The organism is Bacteroides sp. MSK.20.12 (genome assembly GCF_019052435.1).
GTDB classification, from domain to species: Bacteria; Bacteroidota; Bacteroidia; order Bacteroidales; family Bacteroidaceae; genus Bacteroides; species Bacteroides xylanisolvens.
Genome location: NZ_JAHQVH010000015.1, coordinates 45010 through 66921 on the forward strand (window position 1 = coordinate 45010; position 21912 = coordinate 66921).

Below are 21912 nucleotides of genomic sequence, written 5' to 3' on the forward strand. Positions count from 1 at the left end.
ACGATTACAAATGAATACCATAAACTTAAAAAACATACATGGAGTTATCCTACTGGGAATCGGATTACTAGTACAGGCTTGTTCTCAACAGCCGGCCTCGACCTATCTGCAAATTCCCCAGCCTGCCGATATAACAATTCATGCTGGAAAACCATTCACAATTGATGAACGTACCACAATTATCTATCCGACAGGAAAAAACGAATTGCCGGAAAGTGTCTCAACATGTATCTCCGAAATGGAGAGACACACCGGCATAACCTTTAAAAAAAGTACAGGAGAAAAGAACCTGAAGAATTGTATCCTCCTGAAACATAATGCGGCATTGCCCACCGAAGGGTTTAGGCTGAAAGTAAATGCGGACAGCATTGTGATTGAAGCCAAAGATGCTTCCGCAGCATTTTATGCTTTACAATGGTTAAAGCAATCTCTACTGTTACAAAAGAAAGCACCTTTCACGCTATCTGCCATCGAAATTGAAGACTATCCCGAAATGAATTACCGGGGAGCGATGCTAGACGTAAGCCGCCACTTCTTCACGGTGGAGCAAGTAAAGCGCTTCATCGATCTATTGGCAATGCACCGTTTGAATTATTTCCACTGGCACCTCACAGACGACCAGGGTTGGAGAATAGAGATAAAGAAATATCCGGAACTGACACGCGTAGGCGCTTGGAAAGGCACCGGCAGCGAACGTTACGGTGGTTTCTACACACAAGAGGAAATAAAGGAAGTAATTGCCTATGCAAAAGGGCGTGCTATCACCATCATCCCCGAAATAGACTTACCCGGACACACCACAGCCGCTCTTGCCGCCTATCCACAGTTAGGCTGCACCGGTGGCCCTTACGAGGTATCTATGGATCGCGGAGGAGTACACAAAGACGTACTCTGCATGGGCAAAGAATTTTCACGGCAATTTGTGGAAGATGTATTAGCGGAAGTGGCCGCACTCTTCCCTTCGCCTTATCTGCACATCGGGGGCGATGAAGTGCCGAGAGACCGCTGGAAAGCCTGTCCGGACTGCCAAAGAATCATCCGCCGATACAGCCTGAAAGATACGGAACAAGAGTCTGCGGAAGATTTGTTACAGAGCGAGTTCAACAAGCAAGTGGCTCTTTATCTGAAATCGTTAGGGAAAAAAATGATTGGCTGGGACGAAGTCCTCTCCGACAATATAGACCCCGAAACCGTAATCATGTCGTGGCGAGGACTGGGACGTGGCGTAAAAGCCGTCAAACAAAATCATCCGGTAATTTTCTCATCCAACGGGCATTTCTACCTGAACAACTATCAGTCAAGCAATATGGAAAACGAGCCCGCGGCAACCGGAGGACTTGTATTGATGCAGAAACTTTATAGTACGGAGATCGTCACACCCGAAATGACAGACAAAGACGTAGAAAAAATACTGGGAGCAGAAGCCTGCCTATGGGCTTCTTACGTACCTGACAACAAAACGCTGGATTATAAAATGCTGCCCCGACTGGCCGCCTTCGCCGAAGTTACATGGAGCGGAAGCAGACGGAAAAATTATCTCGACTTTCTAGAACGGCTACCGGTAATGCTCGACCTGTACCGTGAAAACGGTTTCAGATATGCCCCTCACTTCTTTGAAATAGAAGCAGGATACCGGCCGGATATGAAAAACCAACGACTGGAAGTGACGTTGAAGACCCTCGAAGGCACAAACGTTTATTACACACTGGATGGCAGCACTCCCACTCCCAAGTCCCTCAAATACACAGTTCCGTTTTACGTTTCGACAGATGCCTGCCTGAAAGCCATTGCCTACACTCCGTCCGGCCTGCACAGCGATGTGCTGGAGAAAGATGTCAGAATCAATAAAGCCACTTTTGCCGACATAAAGTTGTTGACAAAACCGTCAGATAGGTATAATGGAAACAATGGCACGATACTGGTAGACGGCGTGCGGAGCACAGCTTTCCACACCACCGGGTTGTGGGTGGGCTATAATCCTCATCCGTTGCAGGCGGTAATAGACTTGGGAAGCGTGCAGACAGTGAAGCAAGTTTGCCTCTCGTCACTGACAGACATGAGTTCCTATATCATGGGGATAGAGAGCGTGCGGATTGCACTGTCAATTGACGGAAAGGAGTTCAGCGAAGTGGCCTCGCGCACCTGGCCGGCTCCCGAAGCCCGGATGGAAGGAAAGCGCCGGGAGACACTGGAGCTCAACTTCGATGAAGCGCAGGCACGCTACGTAAAAGTAACCGCAAACGGTTTTGAAGCCTTGCCGCCCGGACACTCTGGCGCCGGAATGCCGCCTTTCCTATTTGTGGATGAGATAGAAGTATACTAATGGCTTAATTAAGAAGTTAAAAACGAACGACCATGAAAACAATGAAAACCCTGTTATCCGCCTCACTCGCCCTGACGGCCTTGAGCGGATGCCAACCGGAAACGGAAAAACCCAACATCCTGTTCCTGCTGGTAGATGATATGCAAAGTGATGCCATCGCAGCCTTAGGGAATAAAAATGTGTACACTCCAAATATCGACGGCCTAATAGCCGAAGGTGTCACTTTTACCCGCACTTACACCAACGGTGCCCTTTGCGGTGCATTGTCAATGCCCAGCCGTGCCATGCTGATGACCGGAAGGGGAGTATTTGAAGTGCAAAGCGACGGCATGAAGATACCCGAATGCATGGTGACACTTCCCGAACAATTACGAGCCAACGGTTATCAGACATTTGCTACCGGCAAATGGCATTCAGACCATGCCTCCTTCAACCGTTCGTTTGCCGCAGGAGAGAACATCTTCTTCGGTGGGATGCATCCTTACGAAAAGAACGGACACTGCTCTCCCCGTCTGCATCATTACGATAGAACAGGCCAATATAAAGAGACGTCTTTCATCGGAGAAGAGTTTTCTTCAAAAATGTTTGCCGATGCGGCAATCGAGTTCCTCAGCACCGCGGCAAAAGCCCAAAACCCTTTCATGGCATTCGTGTCATTCACTTCCCCGCACGACCCACGAAATCAATTGCCGGACTACGGAAAGAAATATAAAGCCAAAGACATCATCCTACCCACTAACTTTCTGCCGCAACACCCGTTCGACAATGGCGAACTGGCTATCCGCGACGAACAAATTCTTCCCCCACCCCGCACAGGCGAACAACTTCAGGAGGAACTCGCCCTCTATTACGGAATGGTCAGCGAAGTAGACGAACAGATAGGACGGGTGCTCAACGCATTGAACGCCACGGGCGAAAGAGAGCATACGGTCATTGTATTTGCATCGGACAACGGCCTGGCAATGGGACAAAACGGTTTGTTGGGCAAACAAAGCCTCTATGAGCACAGTGTGGGTGTACCCATGCTAATCATCGACCCACGCAGTAAAAAACATGGATTCAAAACCGATGCCTTATGCTATTTATATGATCTTTACCCCACCCTATGCGACATAGTAGGAATCGAAATACCGGCTTCAGTAACAGGCGTTTCTCTAAAACCTTTGTTGGAAGGAACCACAGACAAACTTCGTGACGACATCTTCCTGGCATACTCCAACCAACAACGGGCACTGGTAAAGGATGATTATAAGTATATCATCTACAATGTGGAAGGTAAAATCACGGAGCAGTTATTCAACCTGAAGAAGGATCCGAAAGAAATGGCAAACCTTGCTGACGCGATGCCCCAAAAAGCCGCCGCATATAAAGAAATGTTGATTCAACGCCTGAAAGAGCAACAAGACTTTTGTAATATCGACACCCCGTTATGGTGGAAAGACGGACATAAAATCACCTGGGATGAACTGATAAATTTATATATCTTCGAATAAAAACGAAGTAAGCGAAATAATATTAAACCAAAGCGAAAAACATCAATGAATACAAAATATTTATATCTCGGCCTGCTGCCTCTGATGGCAACTTCCGGAATGGCTGCCACCGACAGCCCGGAAGCGGAGACAAGAAAAAACGAACGTCCCAACATCCTGTTCATATTAAGTGATGACCACACATCGCAAGCATGGGGTATCTATGGAGGAATCCTGGCAGAGTATGCTCAAAATCGAAATATCCGCCGCCTGGCGGAGGAAGGCGTGACACTTGATAACTGTTTCTGCACCAACTCCATCTCCACGCCAAGCCGTGCAGCCATCTTGACCGGCAGATACAGCCACCGCAACGGAGTATATACGCTGGAAGATACCCTTGACACTGCACTACCCACCATAGCCACTACACTGCAAGCTTCCGGCTACCACACAGGGCTGGTGGGCAAGTGGCACCTGAAGTCGCAACCGCAAGGGTTCGACTACTACTCCGTATTCCACGACCAGGGCGAATATCGCGACCCCACCTTCAAGAACAGCGATGTCCCCTGGCCGGGTAACCGGAACTTCGGCGAACGTGTACACGGCTTCTCAACTGACATCGTCACCGAAAAAGCCATTGCATGGATGAAAGAACAGGACAAGACGCAGCCTTTCCTGATGTGCTGCCACTTCAAAGCCACCCACGAGCCGTATGACTTTCCGGAACGGATGAGGCATTTGTATGACGGAGTCGTATTTCCCGAACCGGAGAACCTGCTGGACTGGGGTCCCGAAACGAACGGCAGGACCTTCGAGGGACAGAAACTGGAAACCATAGCCCGTAACTGGCAAGTAGCCTCGGAAGATCCCGACAAGTGGTGGTGCCGCTACCCCGAGCTACCTTTCAGTACCAAAGGAATGCATCCCACTGCCGCCCGCAAATCCGCCTATCAAAAACTGATACGCGACTACCTGAGATGTGGAGCCACCATAGACGACAACATCGGCAAACTACTGGTCGCACTTGATGAAATGGGCATTGCCGACAACACAATTGTGATTTACGTGGCGGACCAAGGTTATTTCCTGGGCGAACATGGATTTTATGACAAACGCATGTTCTACGAAGAAGCCGCCCGTATGCCTTTCGTAATTCGGTATCCACGCGAACTGCCGGCCGGGAAACGGTTGGATGATTTAATTCTGAATGTGGATTTCGCAGCTACACTGGCCGACTTTGCCGATGTGGATGCCCCTCAAGGCACTCAAGGCAGGAGCTTCCGCGACAACTTAAAGGGGAAAACACCCAAAGACTGGCGAAAAAGCATTTATTATCGCTACTGGACCCAACATAAGATTCGTCCGGCACACATCGGCGTGCGAACCGACCGGTACAAACTCATGTATCTATATGGTGATCCGCTGAATATGACCGGTTCTTCCGACTACGTCTCCGAACCTTCCTGGGAATTCTACGATTTACTGAAAGATCCGAAAGAAGACCATAACGCCTACAATGACAAGGAGTATGCAGAGGTCATCAAAAAGATGAAGCAGGAAATGCAACGCCTGCAACAGGAAGTCGGAGAAGAACAGAAGAAAAACTGAAACCCGGTTGACCAAGGGACGAGTTGGTCACTTATTCAAAATCCTATAATGGTTTTGAACTTTTTCATGCGCAAATTTACTGAGAATTTTCCGAATTTTCTTTTCCAACTAAGACTAAAGGAAGTTTAACTAAGACTTTATAAGGAGAATTAGACGTATTTTTGCAATCAGATAAAAACATCTCAATTAAGAGCCTGTTTAAAAATGGTTGAAATAAAATTTTAAGAAGGTTTCCGTACCTGCCCAATAATATCTTTATTTGAAGTGAGCAAACTTATAATAAAGATGTATCTGACAGATTTAACGGAAACCGAGTGGCAATATATAACAAAAGTGCTGAACCTGCAAACAAGAAAGCGAAAATATGATTTGCGTATGATTTGGAATACCATATTTTATTTAGTAAAAACGGGTTGCCAGTGGCGTATGCTTCCCAAAGAGTTCCCCAAATGGGAATCAGTTTATTACTATTACCGGAAATGGGCTTCTCTCGACGTTTTCGATTTGCTTCTTGACAGATTACGTGGTCATGTCCGGGTAGAGCGGAGTCAAAACATGGAACCCAGTGTAGGCATATATAGATAGCCAAAGCGTTAAATGGGGCAATAACCAGTCTCTGAACGGAGTTGACGGCAATAAAAAAGTGAAAGGCGTCAAACGCCATATTGGTGTAGACAAGAATGGCTCCCTTATTGCAGTGATGGTTACAGTAGCCAATATTCATGACAGTAAGGCTGCTTATCTGCTAATGAGGGTATTGAAAGAACTTTGTTCAGGAATAAAAGTCATATTAGCAGACGGAGGATATAGGGGAGAGCTTATTCAGAACGTCAAAAATAAATTCGGTTATGTAATTCAGGTGGTTATTAGCGCATACAAAGAACAGGGATTCAAACCTATTCACAAAAGATGGATTGTGGAAAGAACATTTTCATGGATGGAAAATGACAGGAGGCTCTGCCGAAACTATGAACTAACATTCGATTCGGCAGAGGAAATGGTCAAAATATCAGCGATAAAATTATTATTGAAGAAAATTTAAACAGGCTCTGAAAGTACTTTTGTTTTTTGATATAAAATATAAAAGCACTTTCATAATTTAGATATATCGCTATCTTTTTTTGAATAAATAACATTTATTCCCAATATACTTGCCAAATCACCCTTTGAGACTGATTACATTTCTTCTGCCACCGTTTTATACAGTCAGTTACGTCATTTAAGACTACCATAAATCCTCCTGTTCACCCAGTTCTTCCACGTTGATGAAATCAAGCAAGTATTCGTCTTTGAATGATCAAATAGCTTTTAGCGCTTGCTTAGTATCGGGCAATGTTTGTGCGAAATTATTAGGCAAAGTTCCCCGATGGCTGTATAGGTCTGCTTGTAAGTAATCCCTTAAAGTGTATTTACTCCAATAGCGAGTAACATACTCATGTATATAAAACAGCCTTACTTCCAGAGTCTTAGCCTTGAATATTATTTCGGCATGATGACTAAAACCGATTGAAAGGAAATCAGCCCAATTGAATTCATCAGCCAGTGGCTGATGAATTTCTACAAGAAGCAACTTTTCATTCAACACCAAATCATCAACCAACGGCAAATGATTTATACGATTTTTGTCTAATGTCTTACGCTTGATTTTTCAATTCATTCTTTCTCTTTTTCCACAACTGCCACGAATTGATAATATTCTGCCATAACACATACGAACCGGGAGCCACAGAAGACAATGGATTCAAATAAGTATGTGCCATCCAAATAGCCAGAATCGTATTCTTTTGTCCCAACGCCTGCCCGCCACTGATACGGTCATTATAAATTGAGCCGATTGTCTTCCCCAAAAAGAACTGCAAACAGCAGGCAATCAGTGCTCCGACAGCAATCATGATTTCCGTAAAACCATCCGCTGGGTCATTGAGCAAGGAATACAATGTCTGCGCTGTTACGATAGCTAAAGACACAGCCCACAAATAAAAAGCAAGTTCATGATAGCCCAATAACTTCTGATGCACTTTTGGCAAACACTTACTCAACAACCAGGCAGCCAAAAAAGGACAAATCAACAACGGAAATACCTTACCTAAAATAACAAGAAACGCCTCCCAAAAAGTGACATCAGGATGCACCTCCACCAAAGGAAAAAGAATAGGCACAGCAATAGCCGCACCGATATTTGCTATCAATGTATAAGTAGTCAGACTGGCTGCACTCCCACCCAACTTGGAAGTAATCACCGCAGCAGCCGTAGCCGTAGGACAAATAATACAAACCATCACTCCCTCTGCTACTATTTTATCAAAGCGATAAAGCAACAAATAAGCAGCCAACGCTCCGCCAATCTGAATCAATAACAACCACAAATGGAGAGGTTTAGGCTTCAAATCACGAGGAGATACCTTACAGAAGGTCAATAGCAACATCGTAAAAATAAGATAGGGAGTCAGAAAAGAAAGGCTGATAAACAGCGGATAACCTATAGCACCTACCAGCATAGCAATAGGTAACGTCCAATTCTTCAAAAACTTAAGCATCGTCGTACATTTTAACTTCGAAGCACAAAGTAACGGAGATTTCAGGAAAAAAGCTACCATTAAACCGAAAAAAACACAAAACTTAATGGCAAATAATGAGTTTTCTACAAATTTCTACTACATTTGCACCGTATTATAGATATGAAACTGAATAGACCGTACATATTATACATATTCATTTGCCTCTGGCTACTTTTTCTACCCTCATGTACTAACCACTTATGGGGGAAGGATTTTGTAGTAGTTATCGACGCAGGACATGGCGGACATGATCCGGGCGCCATCGGCAAAATCTCGAAAGAGAAAAATATCAATCTGAACGTTGCCCTGAAAGTGGGAAATCTGATTAAAAGGAATTGCGACGACGTCAAAGTGATTTACACTCGTAGCAAAGATGTATTCATCCCTTTAGACCGACGCGCAGAAATTGCGAACAACGCGAAGGCTGATCTCTTCATTTCCATTCACACCAACGCACTGGCTAACAACCGTACCGCAAAAGGTGCTTCAACCTGGACACTGGGTTTGGCCAAATCAGACGCTAATCTGGAAGTTGCCAAGCGAGAGAACTCCGTAATCCTCTACGAAAGTGACTACAAAACAAGATATGCCGGTTTCAACCCGAACTCTGCCGAGTCATATATTATATTTGAATTCATGCAAGATAAATACATGGAGCAGAGTGTACACCTGGCTTCGCTGATGCAGAAACAATTTCGCCAAACTTGTAGAAGGGCAGACCGTGGAGTGCATCAAGCCGGATTCCTTGTCTTAAAAGCGAGTGCCATGCCGAGCATTCTGATAGAACTAGGATTTATCTCTACGCCCGAAGAGGAGCGCTATCTGAATTCCGAAGAAGGGGCCGACACCATGGCAAAAGGCATCTACCGTGCTTTCTTAAATTATAAGAGAGAACATGAACTGCGCCTAACGGGAGTCAGCAAAACGATCGTCCCAACCGAACAGGAAGAAGACAATGCCCCGGCAATTGCCCAAAAGGATACCGAAAGTGTGAACACAGCTCCCCAACAGGAAAAGCTATTGGCCGAAGCAAAAACAAGACCTGCCGCGACAGCAAAAACAGCACCGAAACGCCCAATTGTAGTAGAGAGTGCAACCAATGACAGTGAAATTACGTTTAAGATACAGATACTTACTTCTTCCAAACCTCTCGCCAAAAACGACAAACGGCTGAAAGGACTGAAAGAGGTAGATTATTATAAGGAAGGGGGAATATACAAATACACGTATGGAGCCTCCTCCGATTATAACAAGGTGTTGCGTACGAAGCGCACCATTACGGCACAATTCAAAGACGCCTTTATCATCGCTTTCCGGAACGGCGAGAAAATGAACGTCAATGAAGCGATTGCCGAATTCAAAAAAAGAAGAAATAAATAAAAAGATAAAATGAAGTACATTACAAAAGAAGTCAGAATAGGTATTGCAGGTATCGTTGCACTATGTGTGCTTATATACGGAATTAACTGGCTGAAAGGTATACACATGTTTCAACCTTCCAGCTATTTCTATGCCAAATTTGAAAACGTAAACGGACTCACCAAATCAAGCCCGGTATTTGCCGACGGTGTTCGTGTAGGTATCGTGCGTGACATCTATTATGATTATGCCAAACCCGGAAATGTAATTGTCGAAGTGGAACTGGACACGGAACTGCGGATTCCCAAAGGAAGTAGCGCCGAGCTTGTATCCGAACTTATGGGAGGCGTACGCATGAATATTCTTCTGGCAAACAACCCGCGCGAAAAATATGCCGTAGGAGATACGATCCCCGGCACACTGAACAACGGAATGATGGAAAGCGCGGCAAAACTGATCCCCAAGGTAGAAGAAATGCTTCCGAAACTGGATTCTATCCTCATCTCTCTGAACAATATATTAGGAGACAAGAGCATCCCTGCCACCCTGCACTCGATAGAGAAGACAACCGCCAACCTGGCAGTAGTCAGTTCGCAGGTAAAAGGGCTGATGAGTAATGACATACCTCAACTCACCAGTAAACTGAACACCATCGGAGACAACTTCGTTGTCATCAGCGGAAATTTGAAAGAAGTAGACTATGCAGCCACTTTCAAAAAAATAGACGAAACGCTGGCTAACGTAAAAATACTTACAGAAAAATTAAACAGCAAAGATAACACTATCGGACTGCTCTTCAACGACCCGACTTTATACAATAATCTGAATGCAACAACTGAAAATGCAGCCAGCTTATTAGAAGACCTGAAAGAGCATCCAAAACGGTACGTTCACTTCTCATTATTCGGCAAGAAAGACAAGTAGCAAATTATCGTTATATAGATTTTATCTAAATAACGAAGAGCTTTCAAAAGAAAGTAGATTGCTCTTCAAATGTCTATCTACAAACCGAAATAATATTCCCGTACAAACGTACAAAAGTGAGAAAAAAGGCTAAAATTATATATATAAGACATTAACATACAGATACTTATAAAACTGCAAGAGAGGGTAAACAGAGTGTGTCCGACAACAAACGCATAAGTCATTGAAAGTAAACACATTATTGTTAGCATGAAAAAAACAAGAAAAAATAGATTTGTTTTTTCCGAATAAGATTCCCAATTTTGCAAACGTAGAAGTTTTGCTTAATTAATAAATGTATTAAAAGTTACTATGATTGAATCAAATCATGTCGTACTTTGGAACCGCTGTCTCGACGTTATTAAAGACAATGTTCCCGAGACGACATATAATACTTGGTTTGCCCCTATTGTTCCGTTGAAATATGAGGACAAAACGTTGATCTTACAGATCCCGAGCCAGTTTTTCTATGAAATACTGGAAGAGAGATTCGTAGATCTTATACGTAAGACATTATATAAGGTCATTGGCGAAGGAACCAAGTTGATGTACAATGTCATGGTGGACAAGACTTCGATTCCGAATCAAACCGTGAATCTCGAAGCAAGCAATCGTTCTACGGCTGTTACTCCCAAAAGCATAATCGGAGGAAACAAAGCTCCCAGCTTCCTACAGGCTCCTGCCGTTCAGGATTTGGACCCGCATTTGAATCCCAATTATAATTTTGAGAACTTCATTGAAGGATACAGCAATAAACTTTCAAGAAGTGTGGCGGAAGCCGTAGCGCAAAAACCGGGAGGGACTGCTTTCAACCCGTTATTCCTTTATGGAGCATCCGGAGTAGGAAAGACGCACCTGGCAAACGCAATAGGCACGAAAATCAAAGAAATTTATCCAGAGAAAAGAGTATTGTACGTTTCGGCACATTTGTTCCAGGTACAATATACGGATTCTGTACGCAATAACACGACCAACGACTTTATTAACTTTTACCAGACGATCGATGTATTAATCATTGATGATATTCAGGAGTTTGCCGGTGTCACCAAGACGCAGAACAACTTCTTCCATATCTTCAATCATTTACACCAGAACGGCAAACAGCTTATATTAACTTCAGACCGTGCTCCTGTATTGTTGCAAGGTATTGAAGAACGCCTCCTGACCCGTTTCAAATGGGGTATGGTAGCCGAGCTTGAAAAGCCGACGGTAGAACTTCGCAAAAACATTCTACGCAACAAGATACACCGCGACGGGTTACAATTCCCGCCGGAAGTGATCGATTATATTGCCGAAAATGTGAATGAAAGTGTACGCGATCTGGAAGGTATCGTCATTGCTATCATGGCTCGTTCCACTATTTTCAACAAAGAAATAGATTTGGATTTGGCACAACACATTGTACATGGCGTGGTTCATAACGAAACAAAAGCGGTTACCATCGATGATATCCTCAAAGTGGTATGCAAACATTTTGATCTGGAACCGTCTGCCATACATACAAAATCCAGAAAAAGGGAAGTCGTTCAAGCACGACAGATCGCCATGTATCTAGCTAAAAACCACACAGACTTTTCAACTTCTAAGATAGGTAAGTTTATCGGTAACAAAGACCATGCAACGGTACTTCACGCCTGCAAAACCGTAAAAGGACAATTGGAGGTGGACAAAAGCTTTAGTGCAGAAGTACAGGAAATAGAATCGTTACTGAAAAAGAGAAACTGAAATCAAGTATTAAGTATAAAGTGTTAAGTATTATCCATACGGACAGGCTTTATTATGCGGTTTCGCACCAGGGTAATACTTAATACTTTATACTTAATACTTGAAAAATACTTAATACTTATTTCAAGAATCCTTGCTGGCGAAGTACTTTCAATAGATTTTCGGACATAAATTCGTTATCTTTCTTTGTGTAACGCACGTCCGTAAAGACTTGAGCCAATGTTTCTTTTTTATTTTCTTCGATAAACTGCTTGTTTTCCGGCAATGATTCTTTGTAGGCATAGAGTTTATCTATTTCTTCCGGTGTATAGTCGTGATATTTTTCATCGTGCACGGCAGCTTCCAAAGGCAAGCGGTCTACTTGTGCGGGAATACCATCCGGATAGCCTACCGTTATTGTGGTGAGAGGGAATACCAGTTCGGGGAGTTGGAGGGTATCAATAATCATTTGAGGATTATAAGTGGTAGTTCCCAAATAACAAATGCCGAGTCCTGCTTCTTCCGCCAGCGTACAAAAAGTCTGCGCAACAAGCAAAGTATCCATAGACGCATTCATAAAAGACATTAAATTATCGTAGCCCGGCACTGCTTTCCGCTGTTCACACCATTTGCTGAAACGACGGAAATCAGCACAAAAAGTCAATACGACCGGAGCATTTTTTACCATCGGCTGATTGAAATGAGCAGGCGAAAGTTTCTCCTTCATTTCCGCATCACGGGTCACAATCACACTATAAAGTTGCATCCCACCCATCGTAGAAGCACGGAAAGAGGTTTCAAGCAAATCATTTAACAAACTCGGATTTATATCTTTAGGCAGATATTTCCGGATAGTTCTTCTGTTTTTTACGGTTTCAAACATATCTTTTTTTTGCAAAGATATAAAAAGAAAAAAATATTCCACCACACTAGCAGAATAGAATAGTTTTCTTTTTGGAAAACTTTAACCTTTGAACAAATTTCAATTTCATCTGTTTATCAAATACTTAGCATAAACAAATGGAAAACTTGCAACCTGTTAATAAATTAATTCATTTTTATTTTGATAGATGAAAAAACATTCTTAGCTTTGCGCCTACATTTGTTAACGATAAGTAAACTTCTACATATTACTTATTAAAAACGAGATTTAACACAAATTGAATCGTGGAAAAACATATTTATTCTTACGACGAAGCCTATGAAGAATCTTTACGATATTTTCAAGGCGACGAGCTTGCTGCAAGGGTTTGGGTAAACAAATACGCAGTAAAGGATTCTTTCGGTAATATCTATGAAAAATCCCCGGAAGACATGCATTGGAGAATTGCAAATGAAGTGGCACGCGTAGAATCGAAGTATCCGAATGCGTTGACAGCAAAAGAACTGTATGATTTACTGGATCACTTCAAGTACATCGTCCCCCAAGGTAGCCCGATGACAGGAATCGGTAACGACTACCAGGTTGCTTCACTATCCAACTGCTTCGTTATCGGAGTAGACGGTGCAGCCGACTCTTATGGCGCTATCATCAAAATCGACGAAGAACAGGTACAACTAATGAAAAGACGCGGTGGTGTAGGTCATGACTTATCACACATCCGTCCGAAAGGTTCTCCCGTTAAAAACTCGGCGTTGACTTCTACTGGTCTTGTTCCGTTCATGGAACGATATTCGAATTCCACTCGTGAAGTAGCTCAAGACGGACGTCGCGGTGCATTGATGTTGAGCGTGTCTATCAAGCATCCGGATTCGGAAGCATTCATTGATGCCAAGATGACCGAAGGTAAAGTGACTGGAGCAAACGTTTCTGTCAAGCTGGACGACGCTTTCATGCAGGCTGCCGTAGACGAAAAGCCGTATGTACAGCAATATCCTATCGACTCTGCCCAACCTACATTCACCAAGGAAATCGACGCTTCTACCTTGTGGAAGAAAATCGTTCACAATGCATGGAAATCGGCAGAACCGGGCGTTTTGTTCTGGGATACGATTATCCGTGAATCTGTGCCTGATTGTTATGCAGACCTGGGGTATAGAACGGTATCTACCAACCCATGTGGAGAAATTCCTCTATGTCCTTACGATTCTTGCCGCTTACTGGCTATCAATCTATATTCTTATGTGGTAAATCCGTTCAAACCGGATGCTTATTTTGATTTCGACTTGTTCCAAAAACACGTGGCTCTCGCTCAACGGATCATGGACGATATTATCGACCTCGAACTAGAGAAGATCGAACGTATCATGACCAAAATTGACGAAGATCCGGAAAACGAAGAAGTAAAACATGCGGAACGTGCACTTTGGGAGAAAATCTACAAGAAGAGCGGACAAGGTCGTCGTACCGGCGTAGGTATCACTGCAGAAGGTGATATGCTTGCTGCTTTAGGATTGCGCTACGGAACGGAAGAAGCAACGGAATTCTCTGAAAAAGTACACAAGACAGTAGCTCTCGGTGCCTATCGTTCTTCAGTGGAAATGGCCAAAGAACGCGGTGCTTTCGAAATATACAATAGCGAACGTGAACAGAACAATCCGTTCATCCAACGCTTGGCAGCAGCCGACCCGAAACTGTATGAGGACATGAAGAAATATGGTCGCCGTAACATTGCCTGCCTGACGATTGCTCCAACCGGAACGACCAGTTTGATGACGCAGACCACTTCGGGTATCGAGCCTGTATTCCTGCCTGTTTACAAACGTAGAAGAAAGGTGAACCCGAACGATACGAATGTGCATGTAGACTTTGTAGACGAAACAGGGGACGCATTCGAAGAATATATCGTATTCCATCATAAATTTGTTACCTGGATGGAAGCTAACGGATACGATCCGGCCAGACGTTACACCCAGGAAGAGATTGACGAACTGGTTGCCAAATCTCCTTATTACAAAGCGACTTCTAACGATGTCGACTGGTTGATGAAGGTGAAGATGCAGGGAAGAATCCAGAAATGGGTAGACCACTCTATCAGCGTAACCATCAATCTGCCGAACGATGTGGACGAGGATTTAGTAAACCGCCTGTATGTAGAAGCATGGAAATCCGGCTGTAAAGGTTGTACCGTATATCGTGACGGTTCACGCTCCGGAGTGCTGATCTCTACGAAATCGGATAAAGACAAGAAAGAAGGACTTCCTCCTTGCAAACCGCCTACGGTTGTAGAGGTACGTCCGAGAATATTGGAAGCAGACGTTGTCCGTTTCCAGAACAACAAGGAAAAATGGGTAGCTTTTGTCGGATTATTGGACGGACACCCTTATGAAATATTCACTGGTTTGCAAGATGACGACGAAGGTATCTTGCTGCCTAAGAGCGTAACTTGCGGACGTATCATCAAAAATGTGGATGAAGACGGTACCAAACGTTACGACTTCCAATTCGAGAACAAACGCGGATATAAGACGACCATTGAAGGATTGTCAGAGAAGTTCAACAAGGAATACTGGAACTATGCAAAATTGATTTCCGGCGTGCTTCGCTACCGGATGCCGATTGAACAGGTTATCAAACTGGTTGGCTCTCTGCAATTGAACAGTGAAAGTATCAACACTTGGAAAAACGGTGTAGAACGTGCATTGAAGAAGTATATTCAGGATGGAACGGAAGCCAAAGGTAAGAAGTGCCCGAACTGTGGCAACGAGACATTGGTTTATCAGGAAGGCTGTCTGATTTGTACTACTTGCGGCGCTTCCAGATGTGGATAATAGTCCTACGTATGTTAATTAATATATAAACAAAAGATTAAAAGGAGTCCGGTGCGGCTCCTTTTATTTTTTATTCAAAAAAATGTCTTATACTTGCAATGTCTTACATATACAATCAAAATCTAATATATATGATTCTATCATTTAATATTGAATACCGCACCAATTGGGGAGAAGAAGTAAGGATTTCCGGCTTATTTCCGGAATCAATTCCTTTACACACCACCGATGGTATCTATTGGACGGCAGAACTTGAGCTTGAAGTCCCTCAAGAAGGGATGACCATCAATTATAGCTATCAGATAGAGCAAAACGGAATAGTTATCCGCAAGGAATGGGACAGTTTTTCGAGATCTATTTTCTTATCAGGCAGTTCCAGGAAGATATACAGAATCAATGATTGCTGGAAAAATATTCCGGAACAACTGTATCTTTATAGTTCTGCTTTTACAGAAGCCTTACTGGCACATCCTGAAAAAGAGAATATCCCGCAAAGATATAAGAAGGGACTGGTTATCAAGGCCTACGCCCCACGTATCAACAAAGATTATTGCCTGGCAATTTGTGGCAACCAGAAATCATTAGGTCACTGGGACCCGGAGAAAGCGGTGTTGATGAGTGATACCAATTTCCCGGAATGGCAGATAGAGCTGGACGCCAGCAAACTTAAATATCCGCTGGAATATAAATTCATCCTCTACAACAAACAGGAAAAGAAAGCAGACTGCTGGGAGAAAAACCCTAACCGCTATCTGGCAGACCCGGAACTGAAGACCAACGAAACGCTCGTGATTTCCGACCGATATGTTTATTTCGACATTCCCGCATGGAAAGGGGCAGGAATCGCTATACCCGTATTTTCTTTAAAATCAGAGAAAAGTTTCGGAGTAGGTGATTTCGGCGACTTGAAACGTATGGTCGACTGGGCAGTAAATACTCGCCAGAAAGTTATTCAGATTTTACCGGTCAACGACACCACCATGACTCATGCATGGACGGACTCTTATCCTTATAACAGCATTTCAATTTATGCTTTCCATCCGATGTACGCGGATATCAGACAAATGGGAACTCTGAAAGATAAAGAAGCGGCATCGAAATTCAGCAAGAAACAAAAGGAACTGAACAGCCTCCCTGCTATTGACTACGAAGCGGTCAACCAAACTAAATGGGAGTTTTTCAACTTACTGTTCCGACAGGAAGGAGAAAAGGTATTGGCTTCCAAAGGTTTCAAAGATTTCTTTGAAACGAACAAGGAATGGCTGCAACCTTATGCAGTCTTTAGTTATCTGCGCGATGCCTACAAAACGCCCAATTTCCGCAAATGGCCGAGACACTCTGTTTACCAAGCGGAAGATATAGAAAAAATGTGCCAACCGGGAACGGCAGATTATCCTCACATTTCGTTGTATTATTATATCCAGTATCATCTGCACCTGCAGTTGTTGTCTGCAACCGAATATGCCCGCCAACACGGTGTCGTATTAAAGGGGGATATTCCGATTGGTATCAGCCGCAACAGCGTGGAAGCCTGGACAGAACCCCATTACTTCAATCTCGACGGACAAGCGGGTGCTCCGCCCGATGATTTCTCGATCAACGGACAAAACTGGGGATTCCCCACATACAACTGGGATGTCATGGAAAAAGACGGATACCGCTGGTGGATGAAGCGTTTTCAGAAAATGGCGGAATACTTCGATGCTTACCGGATCGATCATATCCTCGGGTTCTTCCGTATTTGGGAAATACCAATGCACGCTGTACACGGATTGTTAGGTCAGTTTGATCCTTCTTTACCGATGAGCCGGGAAGAAATCGAAAGTTATGGTCTAACGTTCCGGGATGAATATCTGCTACCATTCATCCATGAATCTTTCCTCGGACAGTTGTTCGGACCGCATACCCATTTAGTCAAACAGGATTTCCTTGAATCGGTTGATGACTCCGGACTTTATCGGATGAAACCGGGATTCGAAACACAACGGGAGGTAGAGCAATTCTTCGCCGGTAGAAATGATGAAGATAGTGTATGGATTCGGGAAGGGCTTTATTCATTAATCAGCAACGTCTTATTTGTTGCGGATAAGAAAGAGGAAGGTAAATACCACCCGCGCATCGGTGTGCAACGGGATTTCGTATTCCGGTCGCTGAACGAAGAAGAGAAAAATGCGTTTAACAAACTATACGATCAGTATTATTATCACCGGCACAACGAGTTCTGGTATCAACAGGCTATGAAGAAGTTACCTCAATTGACACAGTCAACCCGCATGTTGGTTTGTGGAGAAGATTTGGGGATGATTCCTGCTTGTGTGTCGTCGGTGATGAATGATCTCCGGATTCTTAGTCTGGAAATTCAGCGGATGCCTAAGAATCCGATGTATGAATTCGGGCATTTAAATGAGTATCCGTACCGGTCTGTCTGCACAATCTCCACTCACGATATGTCTACGTTGCGTGGCTGGTGGGAAGAAGATTATCAACAGACCCAACGTTACTATAATGCAACGTTAGGACATTACGGAGTTGCACCGACAACTGCCACCCCGGAGTTATGCGAGGAAATCGTACGCAACCATCTCAACAGTAATTCCATTCTCTGTATCTTGTCTTTCCAAGACTGGTTATCGATAGACGGGAAATGGAGAAATCCGAATGTGGCGGAAGAGCGAATTAATGTTCCATCCAATCCACGCAATTACTGGAGATACCGGATGCATCTCACTCTGGAACAGTTGATGAAAGCAAAAACACTTAATGATAAGATTGGTGAACTGATTAAATACACAGGAAGAGATCCGAATAAATAGAATAAAAGATACAAGTAACTTTCAAAAAGGATATTTTCCGGACACTACCGACGCGGATAACACTAGATTAAGAACGCTAAAAATCTATGTGATCCGCGTCATTCGTTTTTCAAGGATATATTGATAACAGAGGTAAAATAAGGAGTTTCAAAACATAGTCAACCATTTTTTTCGCAATAATATCATTACTATATATCATACTTTTTCGCTTTTCGCATCATTCGTTTATTTTTTCAATGTTCCTCTTTTTATTCCGATTTATAAAGTATCTTTGCGCCGAAAAAGAGAAATTAAAAAGAGATAATGGAAGGCAACCAGAGCAGACGTATTGATTTTGTGGACTTAACCAAAGGAGTCTGCATTATCCTTGTGGTAATGGCACACGTTGGAGGGGCCTTCGAACAACTGGATACGAATTCGATGTTATCCTGTTTCCGCATGCCGCTTTACTTCTTTATCTCGGGAGTGTTTTTCAAATCATACGAAGGCCTGTTCGGATTCATCCTACGAAAAATAAACAAATTGATTATTCCTTTTCTTTTCTTCTATCTAAGTGCATTTCTAATGAAATACATTGTTTGGAAGATTGCTCCAGGAGTGTTTCAACTGCCTGTGTCGTGGAATGAACTCTTAGTTGTATTTCATGGACACGACCTTATCAAGTTCAATCCACCGATCTGGTTTCTACTCGCATTATTTAATTGCAACATCCTATTTTATCTAATTCACTTTCTGCGCGAAAAGCATCTGCCTGTCATGTTCGCTGTGACAATCCTGATTGGTTGCGCAGGATTTTATCTCGGAAAATTACAGATAGAGTTACCCCTGTATATAGATGTTTCCATGACTGCCCTCCCCTTCTATGTGGCCGGTTTCTGGATCCGACGGTATAATTTCTTTCTATATCCCAGCCATCGTTTCGACAAACTGATACCGGTTTTTATTGTATTGGCACTGGTGGTAATGTACTTTACCGCTACCACATTGGGTATGCGTACCAACAATTATACGGGAAATATTTTTCAAGTATATATCGCTGCGTTTGCAGGAATATTTATGATTATGTTACTTTGCAAAAAAGTGAAGAAGATAAAGGTTGTTTCTTACTTGGGACGATATTCAATTATCACCTTGAGTATTCATGGACCGATACTTCATTTTTTAGGTCCATTAGTCAGCCGTTATATTCACAATAGTTGGGCACAGGCAAGCGCACTTCTGCTTATAACATTAAGCATCTGCCTTCTGCTCACCCCCGTCTTTCTTAAAGTGATTCCACAAATGGTTGCACAGAAAGACCTGTTAAAAGTCAAACAAGATCATACTAAAAAGACAGTATATGAAGATAAACAGTAGCTATATCCTTTTGAAGGAAATTCGTTGTTACGCCTATCATGGAGTCGCACCGCAAGAAAATCTGATTGGAAATGAATATCTCATTGACCTGAAACTGAAAGTGGATATCAGCAAAGCTGCCCGGACAGATGAGGTTGCCGACACTGTCAACTATGCTGAAGTACATCAAGTGATAAAAAATGAAATGGCTATTCCGTCAAAGTTACTGGAGCATGTCAGCGGACGGATTATACAAAAACTCTTTGACCAATTCCCCTGTATTGAAGAAATCGAACTCCGGCTTTCCAAACGAAACCCACCGATGGGAGCAGATATAGAGTCCGCAGGAATTGAGCTACACTGCAGCAAGAAATAAGATAATCACAGCTAGAAATGAAACATAAATGACGAAATGCAGATAATACGATATTAATAAAGTAATCCGTATCATCTGCATTCCTTTTTTAAGCAAGATCTGCTTCTATTTTCACAGCCGTAAACTACCGGCTTATTTTCTCTTCTTTTTTCTTCGATTTACCGATTCGACAGCTTCCGTCACCACAGGTTTATTCTGGAAACGTTTTGTATAGCTGGAATAGTCCGGATGAATGCGTTCGTAATCAGGATCCATAAATAACGGACTGGAAATAATATGATCCGCCGTAGAACGGTTACAACAGAAAACAATATTTTCTACACCGGCCAAACGGGTTAATGCTTTTACATCCGTATCATGCGGTTGCAATGTCATAGGGTCCGTGAAGAAAAAAAGATAATCAATCTGCCCATCCACAATACGTGATCCCATCTGTTGGTCACCACCTAACGGACCTGATTTTAAAATCGTAAAATCCCACTCTTCATCAGGATGTTTCTCCTTCAATGCTTCCAATATCAAAGTACCCGTAGTACCTGTACAATAGAATTTATTACCCATCAACAGTTCCGAGTTCCACAGTACCCATTCGATGAGGTCTTTTTTCATTGCATCATGCGCTACCAGCCCGATGCCTCTTCTAACCTTTGATTTCATTTGCTATCCTTTTAAATCCGACAATTGAGAGAATCGTTTGCATCCCCTCGCATAAAACTGCCACAAGATACTACTTTTTGTCCGTTCAGGTATCGGATTCAAAGTTTTTTTTCTCATATTCTCTTCACGGGATAAAGAAAACGACGGACATAATCGTTTATACTCTTTCCGCGCACGCATCACAGCACTAGCATTATCCCAGTGCCCTTGCAACAAAAAATTGAACGCCGCCAGATAATCGAGACAAGTCCGGATATGCATCACTTTATTTAACTCCTCCTGTGGAAGATTCTTATAGAGCATGACAAGATTATTACGGAAATTAAGAAAGGTTTTATGAGGATTCTCTTTTTTAAGAGTAGCTCCCCCCACATGATAGACAATGCTTTGAGGTATACAGACAATCTCACGATTCCGTGAACGGAGTCGCCAGCACAAATCTATTTCTTCCATGTGAGCAAAGAAACGTCCATCCAATCCTCCGACATTCACATAATCAACGCGCCGGATAAACAATGCTGCCCCCGTGGCCCAGAAAACAGGAATTACTGTATCATACTGACCTTCGTCTTTCTCCACAACTCCCATGATACGCCCCCTACAAAAAGGATAACCGTATTTATCAATAAAGCCACCGGCTGCCCCGGCATATTCGAAATATTCTTTTTGCCGCTGGCTTCGTATCTTCGGCTGACAAGCAGCTACCTCCGGATGCTTATCAAGATAAGCAATCATTGGTTCCAACCAATGTTCCGTCACCTCGACATCCGAATTCAAAAGAACTACATATTCTGCGTCAACCTGCTGCAATGCTAAATTATATCCATCCGCAAAGCCATAATTCTGATCGAGTACAATCGTTCTGACAGAAGGAAATTCCTGTTGAAGCAAAGTAACGGAAGCGTCCGTAGAACCATTGTCAGCCACACAGACCTCGATCCCCTCCCCTGCCGAATACCGGACGACGGACGGAAGAAAAGTACGGAGCATATCACATCCGTTCCAATTTAAAATTACAACTGAAACTTTCATT

At 43.2% G+C, this 21912-nt stretch carries 16 protein-coding genes and 1 pseudogene; 12 read left to right on the forward strand and 5 right to left on the reverse strand.

Annotated elements, in window-relative coordinates; translation table 11 throughout:
- The first annotated feature begins 10 nt into the window (after positions 1-10).
- From KTR06_RS10030 to KTR06_RS24485, 5 genes are all read left to right on the forward strand, one after another.
- On the forward strand, positions 11-2323 hold the full coding sequence (locus tag KTR06_RS10030; protein ID WP_087320599.1) for a family 20 glycosylhydrolase: 2313 nt from the start codon (positions 11-13) through the stop codon (positions 2321-2323).
- Positions 2324-2355: 32 nt separating this feature from the next.
- On the forward strand, positions 2356-3816 hold the full coding sequence (locus tag KTR06_RS10035) for a sulfatase-like hydrolase/transferase (RefSeq protein ID WP_225450773.1): 1461 nt from the start codon (positions 2356-2358) through the stop codon (positions 3814-3816).
- A gap of 84 nt (positions 3817-3900) precedes the next feature.
- Positions 3901-5403 carry a sulfatase gene (locus KTR06_RS10040; protein ID WP_254306414.1) on the forward strand — a complete coding sequence of 501 codons (1503 nt, stop codon included), beginning with the start codon at positions 3901-3903 and terminating at the stop codon, positions 5401-5403.
- A gap of 264 nt (positions 5404-5667) precedes the next feature.
- Positions 5668-5988 carry a transposase gene (locus KTR06_RS24480; protein ID WP_225451407.1) on the forward strand — a complete coding sequence of 107 codons (321 nt, stop codon included), beginning with the start codon at positions 5668-5670 and terminating at the stop codon, positions 5986-5988.
- Between the two features lie 31 nt (positions 5989-6019).
- Complete coding sequence (locus KTR06_RS24485) at positions 6020-6445, forward strand: transposase (protein ID WP_233562103.1); 426 nt, start codon at positions 6020-6022, stop codon at positions 6443-6445.
- 192 nt (positions 6446-6637) lie between these two features.
- On the opposite strand, the pseudogene KTR06_RS10050 reads toward KTR06_RS24485, so the two are convergent.
- Positions 6638-7000, reverse strand: a pseudogene (locus KTR06_RS10050) (hypothetical protein); the annotation flags it as partial.
- Positions 7001-7037: 37 nt separating this feature from the next.
- A complete protein-coding gene (locus KTR06_RS10055; RefSeq protein ID WP_004299351.1) occupies positions 7038-8000 on the reverse strand; it encodes a bile acid:sodium symporter family protein in 963 nt (320 codons plus the stop codon).
- An 81-nt stretch (positions 8001-8081) separates the two neighbouring features.
- On the opposite strand from KTR06_RS10055, the gene KTR06_RS10060 reads away from it, so the two are divergent.
- The 3 genes from KTR06_RS10060 to dnaA all read left to right on the forward strand — a co-directional run bounded on the left by KTR06_RS10060 (position 8082) and on the right by dnaA (position 12008).
- Positions 8082-9341 (forward strand): N-acetylmuramoyl-L-alanine amidase, encoded by a 1260-nt coding sequence (locus KTR06_RS10060; protein WP_217290307.1) that lies wholly within the window; start codon positions 8082-8084, stop codon positions 9339-9341.
- 9 nt (positions 9342-9350) lie between these two features.
- Positions 9351-10244 carry an MlaD family protein gene (locus KTR06_RS10065; protein ID WP_004299349.1) on the forward strand — a complete coding sequence of 298 codons (894 nt, stop codon included), beginning with the start codon at positions 9351-9353 and terminating at the stop codon, positions 10242-10244.
- A 351-nt stretch (positions 10245-10595) separates the two neighbouring features.
- On the forward strand, positions 10596-12008 hold the full coding sequence (dnaA, locus tag KTR06_RS10070; RefSeq protein WP_004299347.1) for a chromosomal replication initiator protein DnaA: 1413 nt from the start codon (positions 10596-10598) through the stop codon (positions 12006-12008).
- 118 nt (positions 12009-12126) lie between these two features.
- On the opposite strand, the gene KTR06_RS10075 is transcribed toward dnaA, so the two are convergent.
- Entirely contained in the window at positions 12127-12870 is a 744-nt protein-coding gene (locus KTR06_RS10075) for an NADPH-dependent oxidoreductase (protein ID WP_008024992.1), read from the reverse strand.
- Positions 12871-13154: 284 nt separating this feature from the next.
- Between KTR06_RS10075 and KTR06_RS10080 the strand changes: the two genes are divergently transcribed.
- The 4 genes from KTR06_RS10080 to folB all read left to right on the forward strand — a co-directional run bounded on the left by KTR06_RS10080 (position 13155) and on the right by folB (position 20222).
- On the forward strand, positions 13155-15698 hold the full coding sequence (locus KTR06_RS10080) for an adenosylcobalamin-dependent ribonucleoside-diphosphate reductase (protein WP_217290308.1): 2544 nt from the start codon (positions 13155-13157) through the stop codon (positions 15696-15698).
- Between the two features lie 131 nt (positions 15699-15829).
- On the forward strand, positions 15830-18511 hold the full coding sequence (locus KTR06_RS10085; RefSeq protein ID WP_217290309.1) for a 4-alpha-glucanotransferase: 2682 nt from the start codon (positions 15830-15832) through the stop codon (positions 18509-18511).
- A gap of 303 nt (positions 18512-18814) precedes the next feature.
- Positions 18815-19867 carry an acyltransferase family protein gene (locus tag KTR06_RS10090; protein ID WP_087317222.1) on the forward strand — a complete coding sequence of 351 codons (1053 nt, stop codon included), beginning with the start codon at positions 18815-18817 and terminating at the stop codon, positions 19865-19867.
- A complete protein-coding gene (gene folB / locus KTR06_RS10095; protein WP_151934590.1) occupies positions 19851-20222 on the forward strand; it encodes a dihydroneopterin aldolase in 372 nt (123 codons plus the stop codon). The genes KTR06_RS10090 and folB overlap by 17 nt, the downstream gene beginning before the upstream one ends.
- A 132-nt stretch (positions 20223-20354) precedes the next feature.
- Here folB and KTR06_RS10100 read toward each other — a convergent pair whose 3' ends face one another.
- Entirely contained in the window at positions 20355-20879 is a 525-nt protein-coding gene (locus KTR06_RS10100; protein WP_004321976.1) for a methylglyoxal synthase, read from the reverse strand.
- A gap of 3 nt (positions 20880-20882) precedes the next feature.
- On the reverse strand, positions 20883-21911 hold the full coding sequence (locus KTR06_RS10105; protein ID WP_217290310.1) for a glycosyltransferase family 2 protein: 1029 nt from the start codon (positions 21909-21911) through the stop codon (positions 20883-20885).
- Position 21912 lies beyond the last annotated feature (1 nt).

Coding starts and splice junctions, on each gene's coding strand:
- KTR06_RS10030 (WP_087320599.1), top strand. CDS start 11: ATGAATACCATAAACTTAAAAAACATACATGGAGTTATCCTACTGGGA.
- KTR06_RS10035 (WP_225450773.1), top strand. CDS start 2,356: ATGAAAACAATGAAAACCCTGTTATCCGCCTCACTCGCCCTGACGGCC.
- KTR06_RS10040 (WP_254306414.1), top strand. CDS start 3,901: ATGGCAACTTCCGGAATGGCTGCCACCGACAGCCCGGAAGCGGAGACA.
- KTR06_RS10055 (WP_004299351.1), bottom strand. CDS start 8,000: ATGGTAGCTTTTTTCCTGAAATCTCCGTTACTTTGTGCTTCGAAGTTA.
- KTR06_RS10060 (WP_217290307.1), top strand. CDS start 8,082: ATGAAACTGAATAGACCGTACATATTATACATATTCATTTGCCTCTGG.
- KTR06_RS10065 (WP_004299349.1), top strand. CDS start 9,351: ATGAAGTACATTACAAAAGAAGTCAGAATAGGTATTGCAGGTATCGTT.
- dnaA (WP_004299347.1), top strand. CDS start 10,596: ATGATTGAATCAAATCATGTCGTACTTTGGAACCGCTGTCTCGACGTT.
- KTR06_RS10075 (WP_008024992.1), bottom strand. CDS start 12,870: ATGTTTGAAACCGTAAAAAACAGAAGAACTATCCGGAAATATCTGCCT.
- KTR06_RS10085 (WP_217290309.1), top strand. CDS start 15,830: ATGATTCTATCATTTAATATTGAATACCGCACCAATTGGGGAGAAGAA.
- KTR06_RS10090 (WP_087317222.1), top strand. CDS start 18,815: ATGGAAGGCAACCAGAGCAGACGTATTGATTTTGTGGACTTAACCAAA.
- folB (WP_151934590.1), top strand. CDS start 19,851: ATGAAGATAAACAGTAGCTATATCCTTTTGAAGGAAATTCGTTGTTAC.
- KTR06_RS10100 (WP_004321976.1), bottom strand. CDS start 20,879: ATGAAATCAAAGGTTAGAAGAGGCATCGGGCTGGTAGCGCATGATGCA.
- KTR06_RS10105 (WP_217290310.1), bottom strand. CDS start 21,911: ATGAAAGTTTCAGTTGTAATTTTAAATTGGAACGGATGTGATATGCTC.